The sequence below is a fragment of the Nostoc cf. commune SO-36 genome, from assembly GCF_023734775.1.
Classification (GTDB): Bacteria; Cyanobacteriota; Cyanobacteriia; order Cyanobacteriales; family Nostocaceae; genus Nostoc; species Nostoc commune_A.
The window spans coordinates 5202547-5227737 of sequence record NZ_AP025732.1; the positions used below are offsets into that span (position 1 = coordinate 5202547).

The window sequence follows — 25191 nt, forward strand, 5'->3', positions numbered from 1 at the left end:
AATAAGCGCAAACCCTTAAGATAATTGTCTTTTAACCTTAAGCGTTCCATCTAAAAGAGCATCCCATTCAGCTAAAAACCATCTACCCAGATGAAAACATCGTTTTTTGCATTAAACTACGGTAAGTTTTTTTTGCGTTTGGTTAGAAATTTTACTTCCTAACTCCTAACTTTTCACTCATAACTTAATTTCCGAATTCTTCCGAAAGTATAATTTATTCTCATCTCCCTTGCAGGATGTATTTGTGTTAACATTTATGTAAAGCTAACACCCTGAGCGCAGATAAATGGGGAAGGTTTTAGTCTTAAACGCCTCTTACGAACCTCTCAATATAACGAGCTGGCGTCGCGCTGTCGTTCTGTTGATTAAGGGCAAAGCAGAACGCGTGGAACACAACGGTAAATTCCTTTACTCGGATTTCCCGTTGCCGACCGTGATCCGGTTGCGTCACTATGTACGTGTTCCTTATAAAGAAATTCCTCTGACTCGCCGAAATATATTGCACCGTGATGGTCATGCTTGTCAATATTGTGGCTACACAGGGGATGAGTTGACACTAGACCATGTAATACCGCGATCGCGCGGCGGAGGCGATAGTTGGGAAAACATTGTGACAGCTTGTGTCCGTTGCAATGTCAAAAAAGGCAGCAGGACTCCCCACGAAGCTCACATGCCTTTGCGTCATCCCCCTCGCCAACCTTATAGCAGCCTCTATTTCGAGGTCAGCAAACATCTTAAGAGTGGGCTGCATACAGAGTGGCAAAAGTATGTTATAGGTCTTTGAGCAAAAAGTAGAGGGGTGCAAGGCCTTCATTGGTGTCAACTTAAGCTAAAAGCCTTTTCAAATCTCGTTTCCAGCCTCTGGGCTGGAAATGCTGCTCTTGGGGCTGCTGCCGCCAGTAAGGGAGGCGGCAGCCCCAACGACGGGCATTCCCAGTCGGAGCAGGGGAACGAGGCAATCCTAAAAGCTTTTTCTAGACTGGTTTTTACGTTAAGTTGACACCTATGGCAAGGTCTTGTGCCCCTACAGTAGTTTTTTTACTCAAAGTCCCTAAATTAGCAGAATTTCAAAGGGGATACAAAACACGTATTATTCATCAAAAATAATTGCTAATTGCTCAATAGTCACAATAATGAGAATATTGAGCATAAGAATATTTCAAATATCAAGGACTAACCCTAAAGTATAAAATAGAAAATATACCTTAAGTCAGAGAAAAATCCCGTTGATTCAATTTATGGAAGAGAGGAAAAACTCCGAAAACAGAATTATGCTGCTAGAGACAGCCGAATATACTTTCAAACCCCCATACTCCCTCTAATGGAATTTAGTTGATTGTTGAGCGTTGTTCTTGATAAAAAATATACTTAGATGTATAGTGCAATGTCTTGAGATTTTTGCGAAGATCATAATAATGTGGCTAAATTCAGTGAATTGCTGCTCGTAGTATTTCTGAATTAAAGGAGCCTCACACTTTAAAAAAGTTCCTATGTACTTGAATTCTCCCGTTACTCAATTTGAGAGTTTGTCGTTAACCAAAGAGCCAAACCCAGAGGAACCTGAAATCGAGAAAGCGCCAGTGGAAGTTGCCTTTAAAAGTCCATCATTACCGCCATCGGTAGGTGAAGGAGCTATATATCTCAATCACCGTGGTAATTCTCTGGCACAACAAAAGTCAGAAGAACTGCAAAAAACCCTTCTGGCACACCGACACGATCGCCAACTGGTAATTCTGCAAGATTTTCCTGACCCTGATGCCCTTTCCTGTGCCTGGGCTTACCAGTTAATTGCCCAGCAGTATGATATCAAATGTGAAATCATTTATGCTGGCGCATTAAGCCATCAAGAAAATATTGCCTTGGTGAGGCTGACTAATTTACCGATCCATCGCTGGACACCGCAAACCTTAAAAACCAAAGATTTGTCGTGTTATCAAGGTTTTGTATTAATTGATAATCAGGGAACCACTTCACAACTACTGTCATCGGTGCAGCAGGCTGGAATTCCCCTAGTGGTACTCATCGATCATCACAGTATCCAAGGTGATCTGCAATCAGAGTTTGAGGATATCCGTCCTTATGTAAGAGCGACAGCAACAATTTTTACTCAATATCTGCAAACGGGATTATTAGCATTAGATACCAGCATAAATCAACACGTTAAATGCGCTACTGCCTTGATGCATGGCTTGCGATCGGATACAAATCGGTTAATGCAAGCGCAAGAAGAAGACTTTATGGCAGCTGCGTATTTAAGCCGATTTTATGACGCTCAACTGCTAAACGCCATTTTACAGGCGAACCGTTCCAAGCGGGTAATGGATGTGATCGAGCGATCGCTCAAAAATCGTATCGTCCAAAATAACTTTTCCATTGCTGGTGTTGGTTATTTACGCTACGAAGACCGTGACGCCATTCCCCAAGCGGCTGATTTTCTCGTCACCGAAGAAAACGTCCACACCGCCGTAGTTTATGGCATTGTTCACGATGAAGACGAAGAACTAGAAATAGTCATTGGCTCCCTGAGAACCAGCAAACTCACCCTTGACCCCGATGAATTCATCAAAGAAGCCTTTGGACAAGATAGTGCAGGGCGCTTTTTTGGCGGTGGAAGGACAAGCGCAGGCGGTTTTGAAATTCCTATGGGCTTCTTATCCGGCAGCAACGAAAATTCCGCTTATGCAAAAATGAAATGGGAAGTATTTGACACTCAAATTAAGCAAAAATTGCTGAGGTTAGTTAATCCTAGAGATAATCCGATTCAGTCGGAGTAGAGACGTATCAAGGAGAGGCGGAGAACTCCTAACTAATGCAGCAGTCAAAGTGTTTGTTCAGATAGCATCCTTTCCCGATTTTTGATAAAAGTCGGGAATTTGGTTTTTATGAGGAATGCTCAACTAAATCAAAGTTAACTTGCGCCTACCTATTTATTTGCCAAGGAGAAGCGCCATGAAGTCTATAAAACTCCAAATCTTACAAACTCTATATGAGCAAGATTTTTATGCTTGGGTAGAGCAAACAGTAAAGCTTTTGCAATCGCACCAGTGGGACACGTTGGATTTAGAACACTTAATTGAGGAAGTGGTGGACTTGGGTAAGAGTCAACAACGGGCGTTGCAAAGTGCGTTGCGGTTGGTGTTATCGCATTTGCTGAAGTGGAAGTATCCACCAGAACGTCGTAGCCACAGTTGGCAAGTGACCATTACCCGTGAGCGACTGAATATAAATGAATTGCTGCAAGAAAGTCCCAGCTTACGACGTTTCTTAAATGATGCCGAGTGGATAAATACTACCTATCAAAGAGCGCGGCGAGAGGCAATGGTGGAAACAAGTTTATCAGAAGATAACTTTGCGATCGCTTGTCCGTTTTCTGTTGATGAGATTTTAGACTTAGACTTTTATCCTAACGCTGAGGAATAATCGTAAGGTTATTTGCGCTACGACAATCACGATGCCATACTTAAAGTAAGTAAATATACTGCTTATATTTAGTATACTAAATGGCTAACATCATGATAATCATGATTAGTCATTTTTATATTTGATGGAAACTATAATTTTTCTTTGCAACGGCGAAGCAGAATATGACCACCCTGAAAAAGGAGTCATTAAAAATATGGAACTTCCTGGTTTAATAAAATCAGAGATTGCGTCAGGAGAATACTATGAAACACCCTGGAGTTGTGGAAATTCCAAATTTATAGAAGTTGGGGATAGAGCCTATTTTAAGAGAAGTGGAAATATTGGTAATGAACCTATTGGCTTTATTGCTGCTGGTTATGTGATTGCAGCACCAGAAACTCAACAACTCAAGACTTTAGATAAATATAAACATTTAGATTTAAGTGCAGCATATATATTTGATTCTGCTGGATGTTTTTTCGTTTGCATTAAAATAGATTCAGTTGTTGACTTTGATTTACCTCTGGAACAAAAGAATTTAAGAAAATTACCTCAATTTCAAGGTATCAATTTTAACTTTGGAGGCAGTGGTTGTAGATTTAATAGTAAAGCTGCTTCCTCTTTGGATTCAGAATGGAAGGAACATTCTCTCAAATACCAAAGGTTAGAAAAAGGGCGAAGACTTGTTGACGTATTTGTGGAGCAAGGGGATGACTGGAAGAAAAAAAAGGACTATCAAGCTGCAATTGATGCTTATCAACGAGCTTTAGAAGTTGATCCAAAAGATGGCAAAGCAATTGAGAGAATAAAGAATTGTAAATCAATTTTGAATAGGGAGAGGGAGATATCTAAGCCTCCAAAACCAATAGAACCGCAGCCTGAAAAATCATCTCTGGCGAAGACATCGCCAGAGATGAAGGAACTATTACCTGCCAGAGAAGAGCTTGATAAGGAAAATTTCTTCACTTTTACAAGTGATACCGAGGCTCGTCAAAAAATTGCTGTATCAATAGTTAGGAGGCAGGGTCAATCACAGTTTCGTCAATCTTTGCTGAAAGCCTATTCTTGCAAATGTGCAATTACAAATTTTGATGCTGAGGCTGCACTTGAAGCTGCCCACATTATTCCTTATATTGAAACGGAAAATAATCATCCGTCAAATGGTTTGTTGTTACGTGCTGACTTACATACCTTATTTGATTTAAACCTCATTGTTATCGATCCAAAAACAATGAAGGTACATATTTCCCCTCTTCTCAAAGAAACTGAATATAAAACAATCGATGGTAAAGAGATACGAGTTCCAAAAGATGAAACGTGCCGTCCCAACCAAGAATTTTTGAAGCAGAGGTTGCAGCAGTGTAAATGGCATCAAAATATTTAGCCTAAATAAATTCAGTTATTTTGTTCGAAAGTACTTGTATATTTAAGTTAGAGAATGACAAGCTTGATTTATCTAAATTATGAATTTCAAAAAATTCGGTCAGTTTTCGTCAGTGCGTATTGGTATATATTATCGGGCGCTTGCTGTAAAAGAAGATGATAATTTTGTATGGTTTTGGATTGGATCGCATCCAGAATATGACAGATTGCTAAGTGGTGGATAGCGTTCTAACATTGCATAAGAGCAGCCTAACTGATAACTCATAATACAGAGTATGGAACTATACTTAATTCGTCATGGCATTGCCGAAGACAAGGGATTAGGCATTAAGGATGAAGAGCGCAGCCTTACCAAGGAAGGAAGGCAAAAAACTGAGAAAGTTGCCCAGAAACTTGTTAAATTGGGATTAAAGTTTGATTTGATTCTCAGCAGCCCCTTAGTGCGGGCCCGCCAAACGGCTGATATCCTGATAGCAGAAAAACTAAGCGCCCAGTTAGAGGAATCTAGCCACCTTGTCCATGATGGTCAACTTTCTAGTTGGCTAAAAGACTGGTTAGAGCCAAGAAATTATTCCCAAAATACTCAACTGGCACTGGTTGGACACGAACCAGATTTGACCAATTGGGCAGAAATTCTCCTATGGGGGGAAGTCAAAGAAAGCTTAGTCTTGAAAAAAGCAGGTATGATTGGGATAAAACTACCAGAAACAGGTTCTCCTTTGGGTCGTAGTCAGATGTTTTGGTTGACACCACCCAAGTACCTGCTATAACAGTTTTTCAACATTTTCGATTGTTGTTAGAACGGCTACTGTTATGGCGACAATAAATTTCTGGTAAGTTAGCTTGATCAGATATTTCAAAAAGTAAATGGTGTTGCCATGATGGTGTGCGAATACAAGCCTGGTTTAGAAGGCATTCCCGCCGCTCAATCAAGTATCAGCTATGTTGATGGGCAAAAGGGAATACTAGAATATCGTGGCATTCGGATTGAAGAACTAGCAGAAAAAAGTACATTCCTAGAAACTGCTTATCTCTTAATCTGGGGCGAACTGCCAAGCAAGGAAGAACTAAAAACATTTGAGCATGAAGTTCGTTTCCACAGGCGAATAAAGTACCGCATTCGGGACATGATGAAATGCTTTCCAGAAAGCGGCCACCCAATGGATGCCTTGCAAGCCTCTGCTGCGGCTTTAGGCTTGTTTTATTCGCTCCGCGATTTACATAACCCTGTCTACATTCGAGAGTCGGTGGTGCGCCTGATAGCGACCATTCCCACGATGGTGGCGGCGTTCCAACTGATGCGAAAAGGCAATGACCCTGTACGTCCTCGTGATGACTTAGACTACTCCGCCAACTTTCTATACATGCTTGATGAGCGAGAACCTGATCCTCTGATGGCGCGAGTGTTTGATATCTGCTTGATCCTTCAGGTCGAGCATACAATGAATGCTTCTACTTTCAGTGCCAGGGTGACAGCTTCCACCTTGACTGATCCTTACGCTGTAGTTGCAAGTGCCGTCGGAACTTTGGGTGGGCCTCTGCATGGTGGAGCCAATGAAGAAGTAATTCAGATGTTGGAAAAAATTGGCTCTGTGGAAAATGTCCGTCCTTACATAGACCATTGTCTCGAAAGTAAATCTAAGATTATGGGCTTTGGACATCGTGTGTATAAAGTGAAAGACCCACGAGCCATAATTTTACAAGGACTAGCAGAGCAATTGTTTGAAAAGTTTGGCCATGACAAGTTTTATGACATTGCTCAAGAAATGGAACGAGTGGTAGAGGAAAAACTCGGTAGCAAGGGGATTTATCCCAATATTGACTTTTACTCTGGTTTAGTGTATAGGAAGATGGGAATTCCTACAGACTTGTTTACGCCAATATTTGCGATCGCTCGCGTTGCCGGTTGGTTAGCCCATTGGAAAGAACAACTAGCAGAAAACCGGATTTTCCGTCCTACCCAGGTTTACAACGGTCTGCACGAAGTTACTTATACTCCTATTGAGCAACGGTAACTGGGGATTGGGGATTGGGCATGGGGCATGGGGCATTGAGCAGATTATTCCCCTTGTCCTCTTGTCCTTGCGCCCCCTAAATAGCCAATCTCAATGCCAACCATAAGTAGAAGTTCTTATCTCGCTTCAGAGTGGTCAAACCATCCAACGATATACTAGGCATGGGAATTGGCAACAAATTTTCAATCGGGCGTCATCACAGCAAAAATTATAAATGGGTGAATTTACAGTTATTAGTTCAAGTAATAGTTGTAACTCACCATGACTCGATGTCTTAAAGAGCGGAAACATGAATTCAGGAATTGACCTCCAAGGAACTTTTATTGAATCCCTCCGGGATTTAGGTATACCAGCAGGAACAGCCAAAGCGATTTGGATGCCCCTGCCAATGGTACTGATGCTGATTGGGGCAACAGTCGGGGTATTAGTTGCTACTTGGCTAGAACGGAAAATTTCTGCCTCCGCACAGCAGCGAATTGGCCCAGAATACCAGGGCCCTTTTGGGTTGCTGGTACCTGTAGCGGATGGTTTGAAGTTGGTATTTAAAGAAGATATAGTACCAGCCAAATCTGACCCTTGGCTGTTTACCCTTGGGCCAATTATTGTTGTAATTCCGGTGTTTCTGTCGTTCCTGATTGTGCCCTTTGGACAGAATATCGTAATTAGCAATGTGGGCATGGGCGTATTCTTGTGGATTGCCTTGTCAAGCATTCAACCCATTGGTTTATTGATGGCTGGCTACGCATCTAATAACAAATACTCCCTCTTAGGGGGGTTGCGGGCAGCAGCGCAATCTATTAGTTATGAAATTCCTTTGTCACTGGCGGTCTTAGCGATCGCTATGATGTCTAACAGCCTCGACACAGTTGATATTGTCAATCAACAGTCTGGCTACGGCATTCTGGGCTGGAACATTTGGCGACAACCAATCGGTTTCCTAATCTTTTGGATAGCCGCCCTAGCTGAATGCGAACGATTACCCTTTGACTTACCCGAAGCGGAAGAAGAAATCGTCGCAGGCTATCAGACTGAATACTCAGGTATGAAATTCGGTCTGTTCTACCTGGGTTCCTACGTTAACTTGATTCTTTCTTCCTTACTAGTAGCAATTCTTTACCTGGGCGGTTGGGACTTTCCCATTCCCCTCAACCTGATCGCTGGTTGGCTGGGAGTCAGTGAACTAAACCCCGTGTTCCAGATAGTAACTGCTGCTTTGGGGATTACGATGACCGTGTTCAAAGCCTATTTACTAGTGTTTGTCGCCATTCTGTTGCGCTGGACAGTGCCACGGGTACGGATTGACCAACTATTAGATTTAGGATGGAAGTTTTTGTTGCCAGTTGGTTTGGTTAATCTTCTATTAACCGCCGCCCTAAAACTAGCCTTTCCCTTCGCCTTCGGCGGGTGAACCAATTTTAGATTTTAGATTTTAGATTTTGGATTGAATCTAAAATCTAAAATTCAAAATCCAAAATCCAAAAGAGAGAGTGAAACACAATGCTAAAGTTCCTGAAACAAGTTGGTGATTACGCCAAAGAAACGGTACAAGCTGCGCGTTACATTGGTCAGGGACTTTCTGTCACCTTTGACCACATGCGGCGGCGTCCGATTACCGTACAGTACCCTTACGAAAAACTGATCCCTGGCGAACGGTTTCGCGGTAGGATTCACTTTGAATTTGATAAGTGCATCGCCTGCGAAGTTTGCGTTCGCGTTTGTCCGATTAACCTGCCTGTAGTAGATTGGGAATACGACAAAGCCAGCAAAAAGAAAAAACTCAACCACTACAGTATTGACTTTGGAGTTTGTATCTTTTGCGGTAATTGCGTGGAATTTTGCCCGACTAACTGTCTATCGATGACAGAAGAGTATGAGCTTTCCACTTACGATCGCCATGAATTGAACTATGACAACGTAGCGCTAGGTCGTCTGCCCTACAAGGTAACAGATGATCCAATGGTTACACCACTGCGCGAACTAGTTTATCTACCCAAAGGCGTCCTCGAACCACATGGACTTCCCGCAGATGCGCCACGTGCAGGTGCGCGTCCAGAAGACCTGGTAGAAAAAACAGAAAAATAAATGTAATTTGTCATTTGTCCGTTGTTCTTTGTTATTTGACCAATGACTAATGACTAATGACCAATGACCAATGACCAATGACCAATGACTAAGGACAAAAAACAGTGAATCTAGCGGAAGGAGTACAGTTTGTATCGCTTGGCATATTAGGCGTGATGATGATTGGGGCAGCCATTGGTGTGGTGCTGTTTTCCAACATCGTCTATTCTGCCTTTATGCTTGGGGGTGTGTTCATCAGCATAGCGGGAATCTACCTGTTGCTAAATGCTGATTTTGTTGCAGCTGCACAAATACTGATTTACGTTGGGGCGGTTAACGTATTGATTTTGTTTGCCATTATGTTGGTGAACAAGCGCGAGGATTTTGTAGCATTTCCCAACTCTTGGGTGCGGAAAGTACTAACAGGTATAGTCAGTATAGGATTGTTCGGTCTTTTAAGTACGATGGTGCTGGCTACTCCTTGGGCTTACTCAGCTGCTCCTGTGGCAGGTGGTGAAAGTTCTATAGTTTTAATTGGAGAACATTTCTTCACTGACTTTTTATTACCTTTTGAACTGGCTTCCATTTTGCTGCTGATAGCGATGGTAGGAGCAATTATTTTGGCACGCCGCGAGTATTTGCCAGACCTGTTGACACCATCTAAACTGGGGCAAACTGTTTTGACTTTGCAAGAACGCCCCAGAGAACTTGTATCAACAACCAGCGAAACAAAAGAGTAATATTTGTGATTTGTAGCAATTATCATTTGGATGAAATATGTCGTAGGGGCGTACAGATGTGCGCCCCTGCCAGCTGTATTTTGCCGAATTGAAAACAGCCATAAGTCGCAGATAAATAGCCAGACTTTTCAGGAGGGATACTTAGATTCATGCAACTCCAGTACTTTTTATTACTAGCAGCAGCTTTATTCTGCATCGGCATCTACGGTTTAATTACCAGCCGCAACGCTGTGCGGGTGCTGATGTCGATTGAGTTACTGCTCAATGCTGTTAATCTGAATTTAATGGCATTTTCCAACTTCCTCGACTCAACATTAATTAAGGGTCAGGTTTTCACAGTATTTGTGATCACCGTGGCCGCAGCCGAGGCGGCGGTGGGTTTAGCGATCGTGCTTGCCATTTATCGCAACCGTGATACCGTCGATATGGAGCAGTTTAATCTCCTGAAGTGGTAATTGTGCGTGCAACTCAAGCAGGTAATCATTGCTTATAAAGCGCGAGATGCCCGGAGTAAACAATGGGCAGAACTCTGTGCTAAACAACTAGAAAGCCGCGAGTGCCAGGTGTTGATGGGGCCTAGCGGGCCGAAAGACAACCCCTATCCTGTCTTTTTGGCTTCGGCGGCTCAACCAATTGATCTCGCCTTGGTACTTGGTGGCGATGGTACTGTTTTAACTGGTGCCAGACATTTGGCCCCAGCTGGCATCCCAATTCTGGGAGTGAATGTGGGAGGCCATCTGGGGTTTTTAACTGAGTCGGTGGAAGAGTTTCAGGATACAGAGAAAGTTTGGGATCGACTGTTTGAGGATCGCTATGCTATCCAACGACGGATGATGTTACAAGCTGCTGTGTATGAGGGTCACGGGTCTAATTTAGAACCAGTGAGTGAGCATTATCTGGCTCTGAATGAATTTTGTGTCAAACCTGCCTCCGCAGATCGAATGATTACTTCAATTCTGGAAATGGAAATTGACGGTGAGGTAGTCGATCAGTACGTCGGGGACGGGTTGATTATTTCTACCCCTACAGGTTCCACTGGTTACACTGTTTCTGCTAATGGGCCAATTATGCATGATGGTATGGAGGCGATTACTATCACTCCCATTTGTGCAATGAGCCTTTCTAGTCGCCCCCTTGTTTTACCCCCTGGTTCTGTGGTGAGTATTTGGCCTTTGGGGGATTACGATTTGAGTACCAAGCTTTGGACAGATGGGGTTTTGGGGACTTCAATTTGGCCGGGACACCGCGTTGATGTGCGGATGGCAGATTGTCGGGCTAAATTTATTATTTTGCGCGAGAACAATTCCTACTATCAGACGCTACGGGAGAAGTTGCTTTGGGCCGGTACACGGATTCACTACAGCAATAATCACCGTAATTAATTAAGTATTTTAGAGTGCATCTACCGCAGATTGCGATGGCGTACCCGCCCGCCGTAGGCATCGCGCTGCCCACTGTAGGCGATCGCATACCCGCCCTAGACGACTGCTACGCTCACTGCAAGCATCGCAGCCAAAATATTTAAGCCCCTGGATTTATCCAGGGCTTTCTCAGGGGAAGCAGAGGAAGAATTAGAAAAAAATTCAATTCCACACAATCCAATACTGATATGCTTTACATGATTGTTGAACACTTTAAAAATGAAGATCCTCTGCCCGTGTATCGTAGGTTTCGGGATCAAGGTCGTCTTGCGCCTGAAGGACTGATTTAGATGCGGCTGTCCTGATTTTGATTATTTTAACTGGCTAGTATTTATAGCGTATCTCAAAGGAAAATTTTGTATCTTATTGCCAGATTTTTTAGTAATAATGTCCATAATAAAAGCACTCTACCTCTAATCCAAGAAAGTAAAAAAGCTTTCTAAAGGATATTTTGTCAAAAACCGTCTCAATCACCCTTCGACACATTAATTCATAATGTGAGCTATTTGTATAGTGCTTAAATCCTAGTAGAATATTTTCGCAAATCTAAGTAGGAAGATAGATGGAAGTTTCTGGACGCAACATCAATTACCCACTAAATTTTCCTCCCAATCTTGAAGATTTTCCCGTCCTTCAAACTGAAAAATATATCCTACAACTTGCTTCTACTGAAGGAGAATTAGAATCAATTTTTCGGTTGCGTTTTGAAGTTTTTAATCTTGAACTAGGCTTAGGATTCTCTACTTCTAATTTTACCCAGATGGATATAGATAAGTTTGATGCGGTTTGCCATCATCTAATCCTGATCTCCAAACAAACGGGTAAAACCATTGGAACTTATCGGATGCAAACCTATACAATGGCTTCTCAAAGACTGGGCTTTGATGCTGCCGATATATTTAATCTTAATGGAATTCCTAATTCTGTGCTTCAAGTATCAGTAGAAGTTGGGCGTGCATGTATAGCTAAAGAATATCGCAATAGTCAGGCACTTTTATTACTTTGGGAAGGGCTGGCAAATTATCTCATCTGGAGTAAAAACCAATATTTCTTTGGCTGTGCATCATTACTAACACAATGTCCTTGGCAAGCGACTTGCACTTATAATTATTTTCGGCATAAAGGCTTGATGCATCCGAATATTTTGGTTTATCCAAATCCCCAATTTTGTCTAGAATTGTCTCACAATTATCCAGATTCATATAATGTTGAAATTCCTAAAGTTTTGCAGTCATACTTGAATATTGGAGCTAAAATATGCAGCCTTCCAGCTATTGATCGGCAGTTTAAGACTATTGATTTTTTAACTATATCTAATATTGCAGATTTTGCTGGATGGCGTTATCCAAACGGTTACACTTAGTGTATTTTACACTTCATTAATATCTCGTTTTTAAAACCAAGTTTAGTTTTGCGGGATTTGATACAACCTTGTCCATTTATTTTTGTAGTTAATAAAGAAGGGGTGTTGATTACCAATCTTCCCAATCGAATTAAAGTAAGGTTGGCGATGTTTAACAAATAGGCTTTGCTTGAAATCTTGGCGATGGCTAGAACGGGCGTAGCTGCGACACCTCATCCAATCTATTCGATTAGATAATTTGAGAAAATTTTTAAGGAAGCTTGCTTATGCGCCATCTCAAATTTGCTCCGAGTTGGTTGCGATTTTTAATTATTTTCTTATTGGCGATGGGTATATTGTTTCGCTTTTCTAATCTTGATGGCAAAGTTTATTGGCATGATGAAACTTATGCCTCATTGCGGATTTCTGGTTACACAATTAATGAAGCAAAACGGCAACTTTTTAATAATCGTGTCATTGGTAGGGAGAGTTTTGCCCAGTTTCAAGGTGCAAACTCAGAAAATAGCTTGAATGACACAATTATGTCTTTGGCAAAACAAGATTCTCAGCATCCACCGTTGTATTACATAATAGCCAGATTGTGGATGGAAATCTTTGGTAATTCGGTGACGGCGATTAGAAGTTTATCCGCATGTATTAGTTTGCTAGTTTTTCCTTGTGTTTATTGGCTATGTCGAGAATTATTTAATGTACCATTATCGGTTCCTGGTGTAGCGATCGCACTCATGGCAATCTCTCCAATTCAGCTAGTATACGCCCAAGAAGCACAAGAATATATTCTTTGGTTAGTCACGATCTTACTATCTGGTGCGTCTCTGCTGAGAGCAATGCGACTACAAGATGAGCTAGCAAAAGAACGACAACGACCAGATTTATTCGCTATCTGGAGCATTTATGCAGTAACTTTGACTATCAGCCTTTATACATTTATTTGGAGTGCATTTGTAGCACTTGCTCATGGAATTTATGTGATGATTACTGCCAAATTTAAGTTTACTGAAACTGTTAGGACTTATCTGTTGGCATCATTAGTATCTTTTTTAGCCTTCATACCTTGGATAACAGTTGTAATTGGTGACTTCTTTCAATTTTTGATTTCAGCAGATAAAACAACCGCGCAGCCACCTTTAATACCTATATTTCCATTTTTGCTAATGCAGTTAATCCGGATATTTTTTGATATTAACCTAAGTCTAGAAAACACCTTAAACTATTTAATTGCAACACTTTTCTTGATTTTGGTGGGATATTCAATTTATTTTCTTTGTCAGACAACTAACTATAAAGTCTGGTTTTTTATCATCACATTGATTGTAGTCCCAGCACTACCACTAATAATGCCCGATTTAATTGCTGGGGGTATACGAGCATCTACCGAACCGTATTTAATACCATCTTATTTAGGAATTCAAGTGGCTGTTGCTCATCTACTAGCTACGCAACTTTATAATGGAAGCGGATCACGCCGGAATATCTGGCATATAATCATGGCATTAGTAATTGTTTGTGGTCTGATTTCTTTTAAAGTGAGTTCCCAGGCAGAAACTTGGTGGAATAAGGGTATGAACTATGGAAATCCACAAGTTGCCCAAATAATCAACCAGAGTAATCGCCCACTTTTGATTAGTGATGCTTTAGGCAACAATTATGGGAATGTCTTTTCTCTAAGTTATCTTTTAGAACCAAAAGTGCGATTTTTGTTGGTGAATAATCAAAAAACTCCCAAAATTCCTAATGGTTTTACTGATATTTTTTTATTCAATCCTTCAGACACTTGGCGCGAAACAATAGAAAACAAGTATAAATTAAAGACAGATATTGTTTATAGTGATAACTATTATTCATTATGGAAATTGGCTAAACCTCGTAAGTTACGCCAACGTAATATCTCACCTAATAATAAATTAGCTGCTGGTTTATAGTGTGGTAATTTACATATTGTATTTTATATTTGATGCAAAAAAATAAAAAGTAATTATAAGTAGAGATCAAATTTTGTATTATTTCATAGTTAAATATTAATCTATGTGTTTTTAACTACATAGAGCAATACTTAAAATAGTCATCATCTTTTATAAGATATTCAAATATTTGTTTTCTTAAGATCAGCTAAAAATAGCGAAAATAAATCTTAAACAGATTCTCATCGGAAATTAATTTAAGTGGTGGTACGATGCTTTAAATTGTCCTTTGAGATGAATTCAATGATTCATTGAAAGGTGTTCTATGCAGATAACAGATTTTCTTGGGCTTTTACATCCTGCGATCGCAGTTATATTTGTGTTTCCACTCATCGGTACAGTGGTTAACTTTGCTTGGCAAACACGCCAACGCAGATTGCAAATTTTAGCCGGGAATAAGAGCAAGATTCCTCCAGTGGTGGGTGGAGAACATAAGCAGTTAGGTGAAAGGCTCACAAGTGCAGTTGTCGGATTAACTTTAATTGGATTAAGCTACCCTATTGGCAAAAATATTATCACAAATCAATTGTGGAATAAAACACCTTTTCAAGTTATTTTTATCCTGTTACTATTTGCTGCGACTATTGCCTCTTTAGTATTTCTTTTTCGGGCAAAGCAGCGCTTGTGGCGAGTAGTTTTTGCAACTTTAGCTGGTGCAGGTTTAGTTATTTTAGGCTGTCAAGATGGAGTATACCGCCGTACCAATGAGTGGTATTGGTCACATTATTATATTGGTATTACCGCAGCACTACTGATGATTTTTTCATTAGCAATTGTTCAAGACATTTATCAAGATAAGTCCAATCGCTGGCGTATTATCCATACAATTTTAAACTGCATTGCTTTGCTGCTATTTATTGGACAAGGCATGACAGGGACACGAGACTTATTAGAAATTCCCTTAAGTTGGCAAGAACCATATATTTATCAGTGTGATTTTGCTAAGAAAACTTGTCCAATGTCAAATCCTAAGTAACAAAATAGGTAGAAATTTCTTGAACTGCCCTCTGTCCAATGTTCAACTATTATGAGAGCGTTTTAATTTACTTGGCTAATCATTGCAGTGGTAAAGTTACAATTACTGTTGTGCCAACATTCTGCTCACTTTCTAATTGAATATGACCACCATGTAGCTCCACACATTTTTTAACTATAGTGAGTCCTAGCCCTGTTCCTTGAATTACACCCACATTGCTAGCGCGATAGAAAGTTTGAAATAGACGGCTTTGGTCTTTGAGAGGAATGCCCATGCCCTGATCTCTTACCTGGAAAGTTGCAAGCCTATCTTTGCAAATCAAATCAAACCAAATAGTATGATTTTGAGGGGAATATTTGATGGCATTGGAAATCAAATTGGTTAAAATACAATTTAGTAAATCTTCATCCATTTGGGCTTGGGTCGATTCTCCTTGAAAAGTAAAGATAATGTTGTGCTGACTACCTGCATTGAGTTGGAGAATATCTATGAGTTCACTACAGAAATTTTCTAAATTTAAAAGTGTAGGATTATATTCGAGTTTGGTTGCTTCGGTTTTACTCAAGAACAATATCTCATCTAAAAGATGAAGCATTTGGTTGATAGCATTTTGTATTCGATCAAAATATTTAGTTCTTCGGTCATTAGTTAGTTTATCGTTGTTGTATTCCAATATCTCTACAGCCGTCCGAATCGTCGTCATAGGGGTGCGAAACTCGTGGGAAACCATTGCTACAAAGTTCGACTTTAACTCGTTGAGTTCCTGTTCCTTTGCCAGCGCTTGACGGGTACGTTCTTCGCTCTCCCGTACTTGATTGAGAATTTCGCTCCTTTCAATGGCATAACGAATAGCACGCACTAAGCGTTGTATAGTAATCTGATCTTTAACTAAATAGTCTTGTGCGCCTTCTGCTAATGCTTGCAGTGCTAAATCTTCATCATCAAGACCTGTTAACACCACAACTGGGATATCAGGCACTACTGCCTGATATTCTTTTAACGTGTCCAATCCAATAGAGTCTGGGAGGCTGAGGTCTAGCAAAACTAGGTCGAATCTGCGTTGACTTCGACTCACTACCTGAGAATTATCAAGGTTGGATGTAGAATTTTCCCTGCTAGCCTCTATTGCCTCAGATAGCCGTTCAACATGTAACATCTGCCATTGTTCTTGATGTGCATGTAAAAATATCTGGTGCAGCAGATAGGCATCACTGGCACTATCTTCTACTAATAGAATGTGAATGGTGAGTTTTTCCATAGTACAGGGTTATATCAATTTGCTAGACAATTACCTGATTTTCTATTTCTTAGACAGGGATTAATTTTCTGGTTTTGTAAGCAAAAATTGAAATTTCCAACCCAATTACTTTTTTAGTAATCTTGCTGCTACCATCTTCAACCCAGTGGAAGTTGTTGGTGATTTGAGTATTTAAAAAGCCTTTAATGGTTAAGTTAGCATCACTAGGAGAGTCTTCAATTAGCAAAACTTCAATCGATCGCAATGTCTGACGGTTAGTCAGGCAGGTATTAAGAGGTTATTAAGCTGATCTTTAGTATATATACTAAAGATACCTTAATTTGTGTTTAAGGTAAAAAAAATACTGTTCTTATGCTCAGTTGTCACTCAGCCCAGATGCGACCACCATGCCGTGCCGGTAGCTTGCTTCTCCGTAGGAGTATGCGGTTGGTTTCTCAACCTCCTCAAAATTAATGGGACAAAGCATTAATCTCCAGTGCCATGTCCTGAACTCTGAGTTTTAGCTTCTGATGGCTCAGGCTGAGGTTTTTGATACCTACCTGGATACTTGTGCTGAAAATAAGCTTCTAGTACTTGTAAAACCATTGGCCCGCAAATAGTACCACCATGTTCGCCGGAGTTTTCCCCAAAGGCCACAACTACAATTTCCGGCTTATTACTGGGGGCATAAGCACCAAACCAAGTATGATTTGGGCGACCAACACCAGCTTCAGCAGTGCCACTCTTCCCAGATGCTGGGGCAATTGTCGGCACATCTAAGCGCTTACCAGTACCCTCACTCACTACCCTCCGCAGTCCGTCGCGGAGAACTTTAATAGTTGTCGGCTTCATATTTAAGGATTCTCGCCAACTTTTTGCTTCTTCGTTGTCTTTAAGCAAATGCGGCTGAACTCGATACCCACCATTAGCAGGAACAGAAAACATAATCGCCGATTGCAGAGGTGTTACTTGCAAAGCGCCTTGACCAATTGACATATTAATAGTGTCGCCTACACTCCAAGGTGTTTTTAAAACTCTCTGCTTCCATGTTTCATCTGGAACCAAACCTTTTGATTCTTCGCCCTGAAATTCAATGCCAGTTCTTTGACCAAACCCGTATTTGCGACTCCATTCGATTAAAGTTGGGCCACCGACTTTCCTACCAACTTGATAGAAGAAAGTATCACTACTCATAGCCATTGCTCTGGGAAATCCTAATGGCCCAAATCCGGCGTGGTTCCACTCACCAAAAGTCACGCCACCAACGGTAAGAGAACCGAAGGTTTGTAATATTGTATCAGGGGAGAATTCACCTGATTCTAGTCCGGCTGTTGTGGTGACAATTTTGAACGTACTGGCGGGTGGAAAGCCACTTAGGGCACGGTTGACTAAGGGATGATCTTTCCCTTGTACGCTTTCCCAATCTTTCTGGGAGAGTTTTTGTTTAGAGAAGATATTCGGGTCAAAGGTGGGGTAAGATACCAAAGCTAAAACAGCACCATTATTCGGATCAATTGCGGCGATCGCACCTCGATGATTTCCCAAAGCTTTTTCTGCTGCTTTTTGCACATCCAAATCTAGGGTTAGGTGTAAATCGTTACCAGCTTTTGCTTGTTTCTCTCCTAAAACTCGGATTGGTCTACCCGCACCATCTACTTCCACCTGCTGACCGCCCCATTCACCCCGCAGCATTTTCTCGTAAGCCTTTTCCACCCCCATTTGGCCGATTACATCTCCCAATCGGTAGCCATCCTGCTTTTTGTCCTTTAACTGGTCGGCGGTCAACTCTCGCGTATAACCTAGTACATGGGCTAAGTCCTTGCCGTGGGGATAATAACGCACAGAATCTGTATTAATTTCTACTTCTGGCAGTTCATTTTTATACTCCTTTAATGCCGTGATTTCTGCTTCATTTAAATCACGAGCAACCCGAATGAGTGAAGAAGAATTAACACCTGCTTGTTCTAATTTCTTTTCCATCTCATCTTGGGGAATATTAAGAATTTGCGCTAGACGCGGGCCAACCATAGACCACGAAGGCTTAGTATGTGCCATCGGCCACAAATATACAGAGCTAGGATAGCGAGTACTAGCTAAAAGTTTGCCATTTCGGTCAAAAATATTACCTCGTTCTGGTTGTTTAAGAATCATCCGAATTCGGTTCGCTTCGGCTCGTTCTCGAAGTTTTGGCCCTTCAACAATTTGCAAATATGCCAAACGAGCCTCAATACCAGCGAGCATTAATAGCGTAAATACGATTAAAAATATTGATTGGAAACCACGTCCAACGGTACGTGTATCTTTTTTGCTACCAATTGATGGAAACATAAGCAATAATTGACAAAATAACGTAAGATCACGGCATTCTACGGAAGATTATGGCTCAAATTGTCATGCAGAATCAGAGGGGGATAACAACTTTTCAGCCACTTGATGTTGAACTGCGTAATGTCTTCAAGTTTTTTAACCAAGAACCAGCAGTCAATGGAATCGATTTGGATGTCAGACAAGGAGAATTTTTTAGCATTTTAGGCCCCTCCGGTTGTGGTAAAACAACAACGCTGCGCTTAATAGCTGGCTTTGAAATCGCTGACGCTGGCAAGGTGCTAATTCAGGGTCAATCTATGACTAATGTGCCGCCTTACCGCCGACCCGTCAATACTGTATTTCAAAGTTACGCCCTATTTAACCACCTGAATGTCTGGAATAACATCGCCTTCGGACTGCGGTTAAAAAAAATACCCAAATCGAAAATTGAAGCTAGAGTCCAAGAAGCGTTAAAACTCGTGAAAATGGAAAGTTTGCGATCGCGCTTTCCCAATCAACTTTCTGGTGGCCAACAGCAACGGGTCGCCTTAGCAAGGGCTTTAGTCAACCGTCCTACTGTTGTATTACTGGATGAACCTTTAGGGGCGTTAGATTTAAAACTACGTAAAGAGATGCAGGTTGAGTTATCAAATTTACACAAAGACTTGGGAGTGACCTTTGTGATGGTGACACACGACCAAGAAGAGGCATTGTCTTTGAGCGATCGCATTGCCGTGATGAACCAAGGCAAAATTGAACAAGTTGGCACTCCCAGCCAAATTTACGAACGTCCCCAGACATCCTTTGTTGCTGATTTTATTGGCGATACTAATTTATTTAGCGGTGAAATCGCCGAGGTAGACTCCTCTAATGTGCGAATTTCAACGAAAACAGGACTTTCAATTGTCATTAGCCGGGCTGAAGATACACCAACTGAATTATCACAAGCGGTGGTAGTTTGCGTGCGTCCAGAGAAAATACAGCTTTCACTTTATCCACCCAATTTGCCAGCTAACTGCTTTGAAGGACGGCTGATCAACGTTATGTATTTGGGCACACACGTTAATTATGTTATGGAATTAACAAATGGTATTAGCATCAATGTCTTACAACCTAATACTTTTGGAATTTTGCCAGACCGCGACACGCCTATCTACGCTTGGTGGGCAGAAAGTGATTGTTTAGCTATTACTCAATAACAATCTGCACGAAACCAAGAAACCAATCACTATATGGCGAGTAAAGGTGTAAAAGCTAGATTTAAGCTCCCGACAACAATTATAATTACCATGACTCGTGTAGATGCTAGCGATCGCATGAATACTCTTTTTACAGAAACCGCAGCTCCTATTACAGAGGTAAAAGAGACTAGCGATTTCACGGAACACGATCTAGCTGAACGTCAACAGCGTATCAATGAAGAACTATTTCAACGCATACATCAATTGATTGCAGAAGATGCAGATTAGACATCTCCGAAAATGAATGTAGAGACATAGCAGTGCTAAGTCTCTACAAGGATTCTGGATAACGCATATTTAATTTCTGGAGATGTCTATTGGAAATTAAACCACTACAGTACTCTGCTTAGGGAGTTACAGCAGTTTTCGATCAAACCCACCACAAAATAAATCCTAAAACAAAGCCCAGTGTTGCTTTCAGTACTTTTATCTGTGGCACGTTTGATTGCAATTTGCTGTAAGTTGCCATATATACCAAGTACTTACTCATTTTTTTGTAACATAAAATACAAGCAAAGCTTAGTTGCGTTTAGGACTTCCACCACTTTTTTGTGAGGCTGCACCAAATGTGTGAGATTTTTCAAATGGCATTCAAGTTTTGGATCATAGCCTTGGGGTGCTAACGCTATATACTCAGTATCCATCATGCTGAGGTTATGAATTTCAGCTAGGGTGTAATAGCGCAAATATTCCTTAAGTCTAAACTAAAGCTTACTAAAAGAATGAGGTTTTAATTTACCAAGTCATTGAGAATATACGAGATCCCATTCATTAATCTCCAAATTCTTAAACTTATAAATTGATTATTGCTGATTAGCCATGATTTGCATGTAATTAGTGCATGAAAGTTACAAAAGTATTCATCACGGAGTAGATAATGATTGCTACAAATGGTAAACGCAAAATTCGTTACGCAGTTGTTGGTTTAGGTTGGTTTGCCCAAGAAGCTGCCTTACCTTCCTTTGCCCACGCTGACAACTCAGAATTAGTGGCACTGGTTTCAGATGACCCTACTAAAAACGAAGAACTGAGCAAAAAGTATAGTATAGAGCATACTTACTCTTACGAGGAGTATGAGGACTGTCTAGCAAGTGGCGAGATTGATGCAGTTTATATTGCGCTGCCGAATCACTTGCATTGTGACTTCACTGTGCGGGCTGCTAATCAGGCAATTCATATATTATGTGAAAAGCCGATGGCAGTCACAGAAGAAGACTGTGAGGCAATGATTAAAGCTGCCAATGATAATAATGTGAAGCTGATGATTGCCTATCGCTTACATTTAGAAGAAGCCAATTTACAAGCTGTGGAAATTGTCCGCTCAAAGCAAATTGGTGAACCACGAATTTTCAACTCGATTTTTACTCAGCAAGTAGAAGGAGGCAATATTCGTTTACGAGATGTTACCGGTGGTGGAACACTCTATGATATTGGCATCTACTGCATTAATGCTGCACGTTATTTATTTCAAGATGAACCAATTGAAGTATTTGCTGTAGCTGCCAATAATGGAGAACAACGCTTCAGTGAAGTGGAAGAAATGGCTAGCGTCATCTTGCGTTTCCCGAATGAGCGATTGGCAACATTTACCTGTAGCTTTGGAGGTGCAAGTGTTTCAACCTATCAGATTATAGGTAATCAAGGTGATTTACGAGTAAAACCTGCATATCCTTGGCAGGGAGAAATCAAGCATTATCTGACAATTAATGGTGAAACTCAAGAGCGTACCTTTGAGGATCACGATCAACTAGCGGCTGAATTTACGTACTTCTCTGATTGTATTCTCGAAGATAAAGACCCAGAACCATCTGGGACAGAAGGCTTGATTGATGTTTCGATCATTCAAGCGCTTTACCAGTCAATTGAGACGCGTCAACCTGTGCAGATTCAAACTAGCGATCGCCATCAACGTCCAACATTGGATCAAACTATTGAGCGTCCTCCTAGTGACGAGAAGCCAGATTTGATTCATGCTGCTGCACCTTCTGGGCAATGATTACTAATACTGATTCTTGGTGAAGTTGCACAAAATCAAGCTTGGTGAGATAAAGAATGTACTAAGTGTATAATTATTGGATAATAGACACTTAGTACTAGTCATTTTGTAGCGATCGCTCAACAAAAATCTGACTTTTCACGGTATCTGGAAAACCTCTCTCTAAATCTCTCTCCTAAAAGGAGAGAGACTTTGAATTTTCCGCCTTCCCGCGACGAGTTGGGGGTTAGGTTCTTGGTGGACTTTTCCACATAATGTGAAAAGTCAGAACAAAAAATACTCGCTATTCACAACATAATATAAGGGCACAATATTATAGTTGTGCCCTTATATGTTTTTTATTCAATTAAAAACTGCTGTCTATGTCCAAATAAATATTAAGGATAAAGACCTCTGTCAGTCAGCGCCTGAGCCACTCTACCTACCCCCAGTGTGTAAGCTGCTAACCTTAAAGAAATTTGGCGCACCTCAGACTGGTGAATCACCTTACGGTAGGCTTGCACCATCAAATGCTCCATTTCGCGGTTGACGCGCTCCTCATCCCAAAATACGTAAGAAAGACCCTGCACCCACTCCAAATAACTGACTACTACACCGCCAGCATTGGCCAAAATATCGGGTAGCACTGTCACACCCCGCGCCTCTAATGCCAAGTTAGCCTCAAGAGTAACCGGGCCGTTAGCTGCTTCTGCGACAATCTGCGCCTGTACTTGATTCACATTTTCTTCAGTGATTTGGTTCTCCAAAGCTGCTGGTATTAAGACATCACAGGGTAAAGTTAATAAATCTGCATTGCTAATTGGTACAGATTGCGGGAAACCGACAATACTCTTGCGATTTTCAGCAGCGTAGACTTTCAACTTGGGAATATCAAGACCAACTTCGGAAAATATTCCTCCAGCACCAGTTGAAACAGCGATAATTTTCGCACCTGCTTCATATAGTAATTCTGCTGCGGCACAGCCGACGTTACCGAAACCCTGAATGGCTACTCGCACTCCTGCCAGAGATTTACCTTGATCTGCTAGGGCCTCACGGACAATAATCATCGTGCCACGTCCAGTTGCCATTTCTCGTCCCAAAGAACCACCAATAGAAAGGGGTTTCCCAGTTACAACTCCTGGTACAGCATGACCAACGTTTACAGAGTAGGTGTCCATCATCCAAGCCATTTCACGGGCAGAAGTACCCATATCTGGGGCAGGAATATCTACGGAAGGCCCAATATCTTTAATCAACTCGCTGATATAACGGCGGCTGATTCGCTCTAATTCGCCAACACTGTAGCGTTTGGGATCTATAGCAATGCCACCCTTTCCACCACCGTAGGGAATACCTAATAAGGCGCATTTCCAGGTCATCAACATTGCTAGAGCGGATACTTCGCGCAATGTCACAGCCGGATGGTAACGGATTCCGCCTTTATATGGGCCTAAGACATCAGAGTGCTGCACCCGGTGTCCAGCGAGAACTTGTATTTCCCCATTATCTAGTTTCACGGGAATGGAAACCGTGACAACCTTACGCGGGTGGCTGAGAATTTCTAGCAAACCCTGATTTAAATTTAATTCTTTAGCTGCCGCTTCTAAGTAACTACAGGCTTGGTCAAATGGGCATATATGCGCTGGAGAAGCAGGTTCTGGCAGCAGCAGAGATTTTGAAATCATAAAATTTTCTCCTAATCACGGTATCTTTACGAACCGGATATCATCTGTATTTAGCTTATCCTGTTTTTTGGGAAAATAGGAATTTTGTAGTTTTTGTTACAGTTTTATTTTTTATATTCTGCTAATGCCTGCAAAAGCAGGATAATTATATATCAAAAGCAAATACTTAAGTAAAACTTATATGTAATGTGGCTCAGATAGTTAAACTGACAAGTTTCTACTTTGCTAACGCGATCGCGGCATTCTGTCCCCCAAAGCCAAAACTGCAACATAGTACCTGCCTAATTTTGCTTAAACGTGCTGCTGTCACGATGTCTAAGTCAAACTCTGGCTGCTGCAATCCTACACAGGGTGGTAAGATTTGATGCTTTAATGCCATGAGAGAAAAAGCTACACCTAAAGCTCCAGATGCCCCTAGTGTATGACCTGTGCTTCCTTTAGTGGAACTAACTGCCACACCTTGGGGAAACAAACGCTGAATTACCATACTCTCTATCTGGTCATTTAGCTGGGTTGCTGTACCATGAGCATGAATGTAATCAATGTCACTTGGTGTCAGACAACTACGTTCTAAACATTGTTTGATAGCTGCGATCGCACTTTTACCTTCAGGTTCTGGTGAATTACCATGATATGCGTCGTTAGTTAAGCCGAAACCGAGAATTTCACCATACACTTTTGCTTGACGCTGTTTTGCTAACTCTGCTGATTCCAAGACAAACACAGCTGCGCCTTCACCCAACACTAAACCTTCCCGGTGTAAATCAAAGGGATAAGCCCCAGTTTTTGCCAAAGCACCCATCTGCTGAAACCCAGCTAAAGTTAGGGGTGTAATCGGTGCTTCCACTGCGCCTGCGATCGCCTGTTGACATTGCCCAGTTTGGATAAGCAAAGCTGCTTGGGCGATCGCCCAAATTCCAGTTGCACAAGCTGCCATCGGTGCTAAAAGTATACCTGATGCACCGATTTGCCTTGCAGCTGCGATCGCATTGATATGAGGCAATATATCTAACCAATTTTCAAAATCAGAAACGGGCAAATTTTCCACATCTTTATACATTTGCCGCGCCAGTCTCTCCCAAGATGCTTGATAAGAGCGACTTGATCCAATAACTACAGCACAATCAGCTAAGGGTGGAACTAAACCAGCATCTTGCAAAGCAGAAGAAACAACCATCTGAGTTAACATTGTCAACTCAGATGGTTGTTGAGCAATTAAACCTAGAGGAAGTGGTTTAAGTTCTGGAAATGGTTGATGTAACTTAATTCCAGATTTGCTTGCTAGCAAGTTTTGCCAGCTATCCTCTAAGCTTCCACCCAAGGCGGAAACAAGACCAATACCAGTGACAACAACCTTTGCCAATTTAGGAGTTAATAGTTAGGAGTTAGGAGTTGTATTATTTTCCGGCTGCCCCCTGCTC

Annotated in this window: 23 protein-coding genes; 18 read left to right on the forward strand and 5 right to left on the reverse strand. The window is 41.4% G+C overall.

Going from position 1 to position 25191, the window contains the following annotated elements:
- The first annotated feature begins 286 nt into the window (after window positions 1-286).
- The 15 genes from ANSO36C_RS23560 to ANSO36C_RS23625 all read left to right on the forward strand — a co-directional run bounded on the left by ANSO36C_RS23560 (window position 287) and on the right by ANSO36C_RS23625 (window position 15322).
- Window positions 287-784: an HNH endonuclease gene (locus ANSO36C_RS23560; protein ID WP_185584956.1), complete on the forward strand. Its 498-nt coding sequence runs from the start codon at window positions 287-289 to the stop codon at window positions 782-784.
- A 706-nt stretch (window positions 785-1490) separates the two neighbouring features.
- Window positions 1491-2774: a DHH family phosphoesterase gene (locus ANSO36C_RS23565; RefSeq protein WP_251956477.1), complete on the forward strand. Its 1284-nt coding sequence runs from the start codon at window positions 1491-1493 to the stop codon at window positions 2772-2774.
- Between the two features lie 175 nt (window positions 2775-2949).
- On the forward strand, window positions 2950-3420 hold the full coding sequence (locus ANSO36C_RS23570; protein WP_251956478.1) for a DUF29 domain-containing protein: 471 nt from the start codon (window positions 2950-2952) through the stop codon (window positions 3418-3420).
- A gap of 124 nt (window positions 3421-3544) precedes the next feature.
- Window positions 3545-4786, forward strand: a complete 1242-nt coding sequence (locus ANSO36C_RS23575; protein ID WP_251956479.1) for an HNH endonuclease — start codon at window positions 3545-3547, stop codon at window positions 4784-4786.
- Between the two features lie 274 nt (window positions 4787-5060).
- Window positions 5061-5555: a phosphohistidine phosphatase SixA gene (gene sixA / locus ANSO36C_RS23580; protein ID WP_251956480.1), complete on the forward strand. Its 495-nt coding sequence runs from the start codon at window positions 5061-5063 to the stop codon at window positions 5553-5555.
- A 108-nt stretch (window positions 5556-5663) separates the two neighbouring features.
- Complete coding sequence (locus ANSO36C_RS23585) at window positions 5664-6800, forward strand: citrate synthase (RefSeq protein WP_251956481.1); 1137 nt, start codon at window positions 5664-5666, stop codon at window positions 6798-6800.
- Window positions 6801-7089: 289 nt separating this feature from the next.
- Window positions 7090-8208 (forward strand): NADH-quinone oxidoreductase subunit NuoH, encoded by a 1119-nt coding sequence (nuoH, locus tag ANSO36C_RS23590; RefSeq protein WP_251956482.1) that lies wholly within the window; start codon window positions 7090-7092, stop codon window positions 8206-8208.
- 89 nt (window positions 8209-8297) lie between these two features.
- Window positions 8298-8882 carry an NAD(P)H-quinone oxidoreductase subunit I gene (ndhI, locus tag ANSO36C_RS23595; protein WP_251956483.1) on the forward strand — a complete coding sequence of 195 codons (585 nt, stop codon included), beginning with the start codon at window positions 8298-8300 and terminating at the stop codon, window positions 8880-8882.
- Window positions 8883-8986: 104 nt separating this feature from the next.
- Window positions 8987-9601, forward strand: coding sequence for an NADH-quinone oxidoreductase subunit J (locus ANSO36C_RS23600; protein WP_323374490.1), 615 nt, complete (start codon window positions 8987-8989; stop codon window positions 9599-9601).
- Window positions 9602-9750: 149 nt separating this feature from the next.
- Window positions 9751-10056, forward strand: a complete 306-nt coding sequence (nuoK, locus tag ANSO36C_RS23605) for an NADH-quinone oxidoreductase subunit NuoK (protein ID WP_006199065.1) — start codon at window positions 9751-9753, stop codon at window positions 10054-10056.
- Window positions 10057-10062: 6 nt separating this feature from the next.
- Window positions 10063-10983 carry an NAD(+) kinase gene (locus ANSO36C_RS23610; protein ID WP_251956484.1) on the forward strand — a complete coding sequence of 307 codons (921 nt, stop codon included), beginning with the start codon at window positions 10063-10065 and terminating at the stop codon, window positions 10981-10983.
- Window positions 10984-11219: 236 nt separating this feature from the next.
- Complete coding sequence (locus tag ANSO36C_RS35035) at window positions 11220-11312, forward strand: hypothetical protein (RefSeq protein ID WP_410174724.1); 93 nt, start codon at window positions 11220-11222, stop codon at window positions 11310-11312.
- Between the two features lie 272 nt (window positions 11313-11584).
- Window positions 11585-12385 (forward strand): GNAT family N-acetyltransferase, encoded by an 801-nt coding sequence (locus ANSO36C_RS23615; protein ID WP_251956485.1) that lies wholly within the window; start codon window positions 11585-11587, stop codon window positions 12383-12385.
- A 266-nt stretch (window positions 12386-12651) separates the two neighbouring features.
- Window positions 12652-14307, forward strand: a complete 1656-nt coding sequence (locus tag ANSO36C_RS23620) for a glycosyltransferase family 39 protein (protein WP_251956486.1) — start codon at window positions 12652-12654, stop codon at window positions 14305-14307.
- A gap of 304 nt (window positions 14308-14611) precedes the next feature.
- Complete coding sequence (locus tag ANSO36C_RS23625; RefSeq protein WP_251956487.1) at window positions 14612-15322, forward strand: DUF4079 domain-containing protein; 711 nt, start codon at window positions 14612-14614, stop codon at window positions 15320-15322.
- A 79-nt stretch (window positions 15323-15401) separates the two neighbouring features.
- Here the strand turns inward: ANSO36C_RS23625 and ANSO36C_RS23630 are convergent, their stop codons facing one another.
- From ANSO36C_RS23630 to mrdA, 3 genes are all read right to left on the reverse strand, one after another.
- Window positions 15402-16580: a hybrid sensor histidine kinase/response regulator gene (locus tag ANSO36C_RS23630; RefSeq protein ID WP_251956488.1), complete on the reverse strand. Its 1179-nt coding sequence runs from the start codon at window positions 16578-16580 to the stop codon at window positions 15402-15404.
- A gap of 49 nt (window positions 16581-16629) precedes the next feature.
- The gene (locus ANSO36C_RS23635; protein ID WP_251956489.1) at window positions 16630-16824 is read right to left on the reverse strand and encodes a response regulator; all 195 of its coding nucleotides are present in this window, start codon (window positions 16822-16824) and stop codon (window positions 16630-16632) included.
- 221 nt (window positions 16825-17045) lie between these two features.
- Window positions 17046-18887: a penicillin-binding protein 2 gene (gene mrdA / locus ANSO36C_RS23640; protein WP_251956490.1), complete on the reverse strand. Its 1842-nt coding sequence runs from the start codon at window positions 18885-18887 to the stop codon at window positions 17046-17048.
- Window positions 18888-18937: 50 nt separating this feature from the next.
- Here mrdA and ANSO36C_RS23645 point away from each other — a divergent pair, with 50 nt between their 5' ends.
- The 3 genes from ANSO36C_RS23645 to ANSO36C_RS23655 all read left to right on the forward strand — a co-directional run bounded on the left by ANSO36C_RS23645 (window position 18938) and on the right by ANSO36C_RS23655 (window position 22103).
- On the forward strand, window positions 18938-20065 hold the full coding sequence (locus ANSO36C_RS23645; RefSeq protein ID WP_251956491.1) for an ABC transporter ATP-binding protein: 1128 nt from the start codon (window positions 18938-18940) through the stop codon (window positions 20063-20065).
- Window positions 20066-20155: 90 nt separating this feature from the next.
- Window positions 20156-20335, forward strand: coding sequence for a hypothetical protein (locus ANSO36C_RS23650; RefSeq protein WP_251956492.1), 180 nt, complete (start codon window positions 20156-20158; stop codon window positions 20333-20335).
- A 649-nt stretch (window positions 20336-20984) separates the two neighbouring features.
- On the forward strand, window positions 20985-22103 hold the full coding sequence (locus tag ANSO36C_RS23655; RefSeq protein ID WP_251956493.1) for a Gfo/Idh/MocA family protein: 1119 nt from the start codon (window positions 20985-20987) through the stop codon (window positions 22101-22103).
- A 377-nt stretch (window positions 22104-22480) separates the two neighbouring features.
- On the opposite strand, the gene ANSO36C_RS23660 is transcribed toward ANSO36C_RS23655, so the two are convergent.
- Together ANSO36C_RS23660 and ANSO36C_RS23665 are read right to left on the reverse strand one after the other, a co-directional pair.
- Window positions 22481-23770 (reverse strand): Glu/Leu/Phe/Val family dehydrogenase, encoded by a 1290-nt coding sequence (locus ANSO36C_RS23660; RefSeq protein WP_251956494.1) that lies wholly within the window; start codon window positions 23768-23770, stop codon window positions 22481-22483.
- A gap of 217 nt (window positions 23771-23987) precedes the next feature.
- Window positions 23988-25133, reverse strand: a complete 1146-nt coding sequence (locus ANSO36C_RS23665; protein WP_251956495.1) for a beta-ketoacyl-ACP synthase — start codon at window positions 25131-25133, stop codon at window positions 23988-23990.
- Between the last annotated feature and the right edge of the window lie 58 nt (window positions 25134-25191).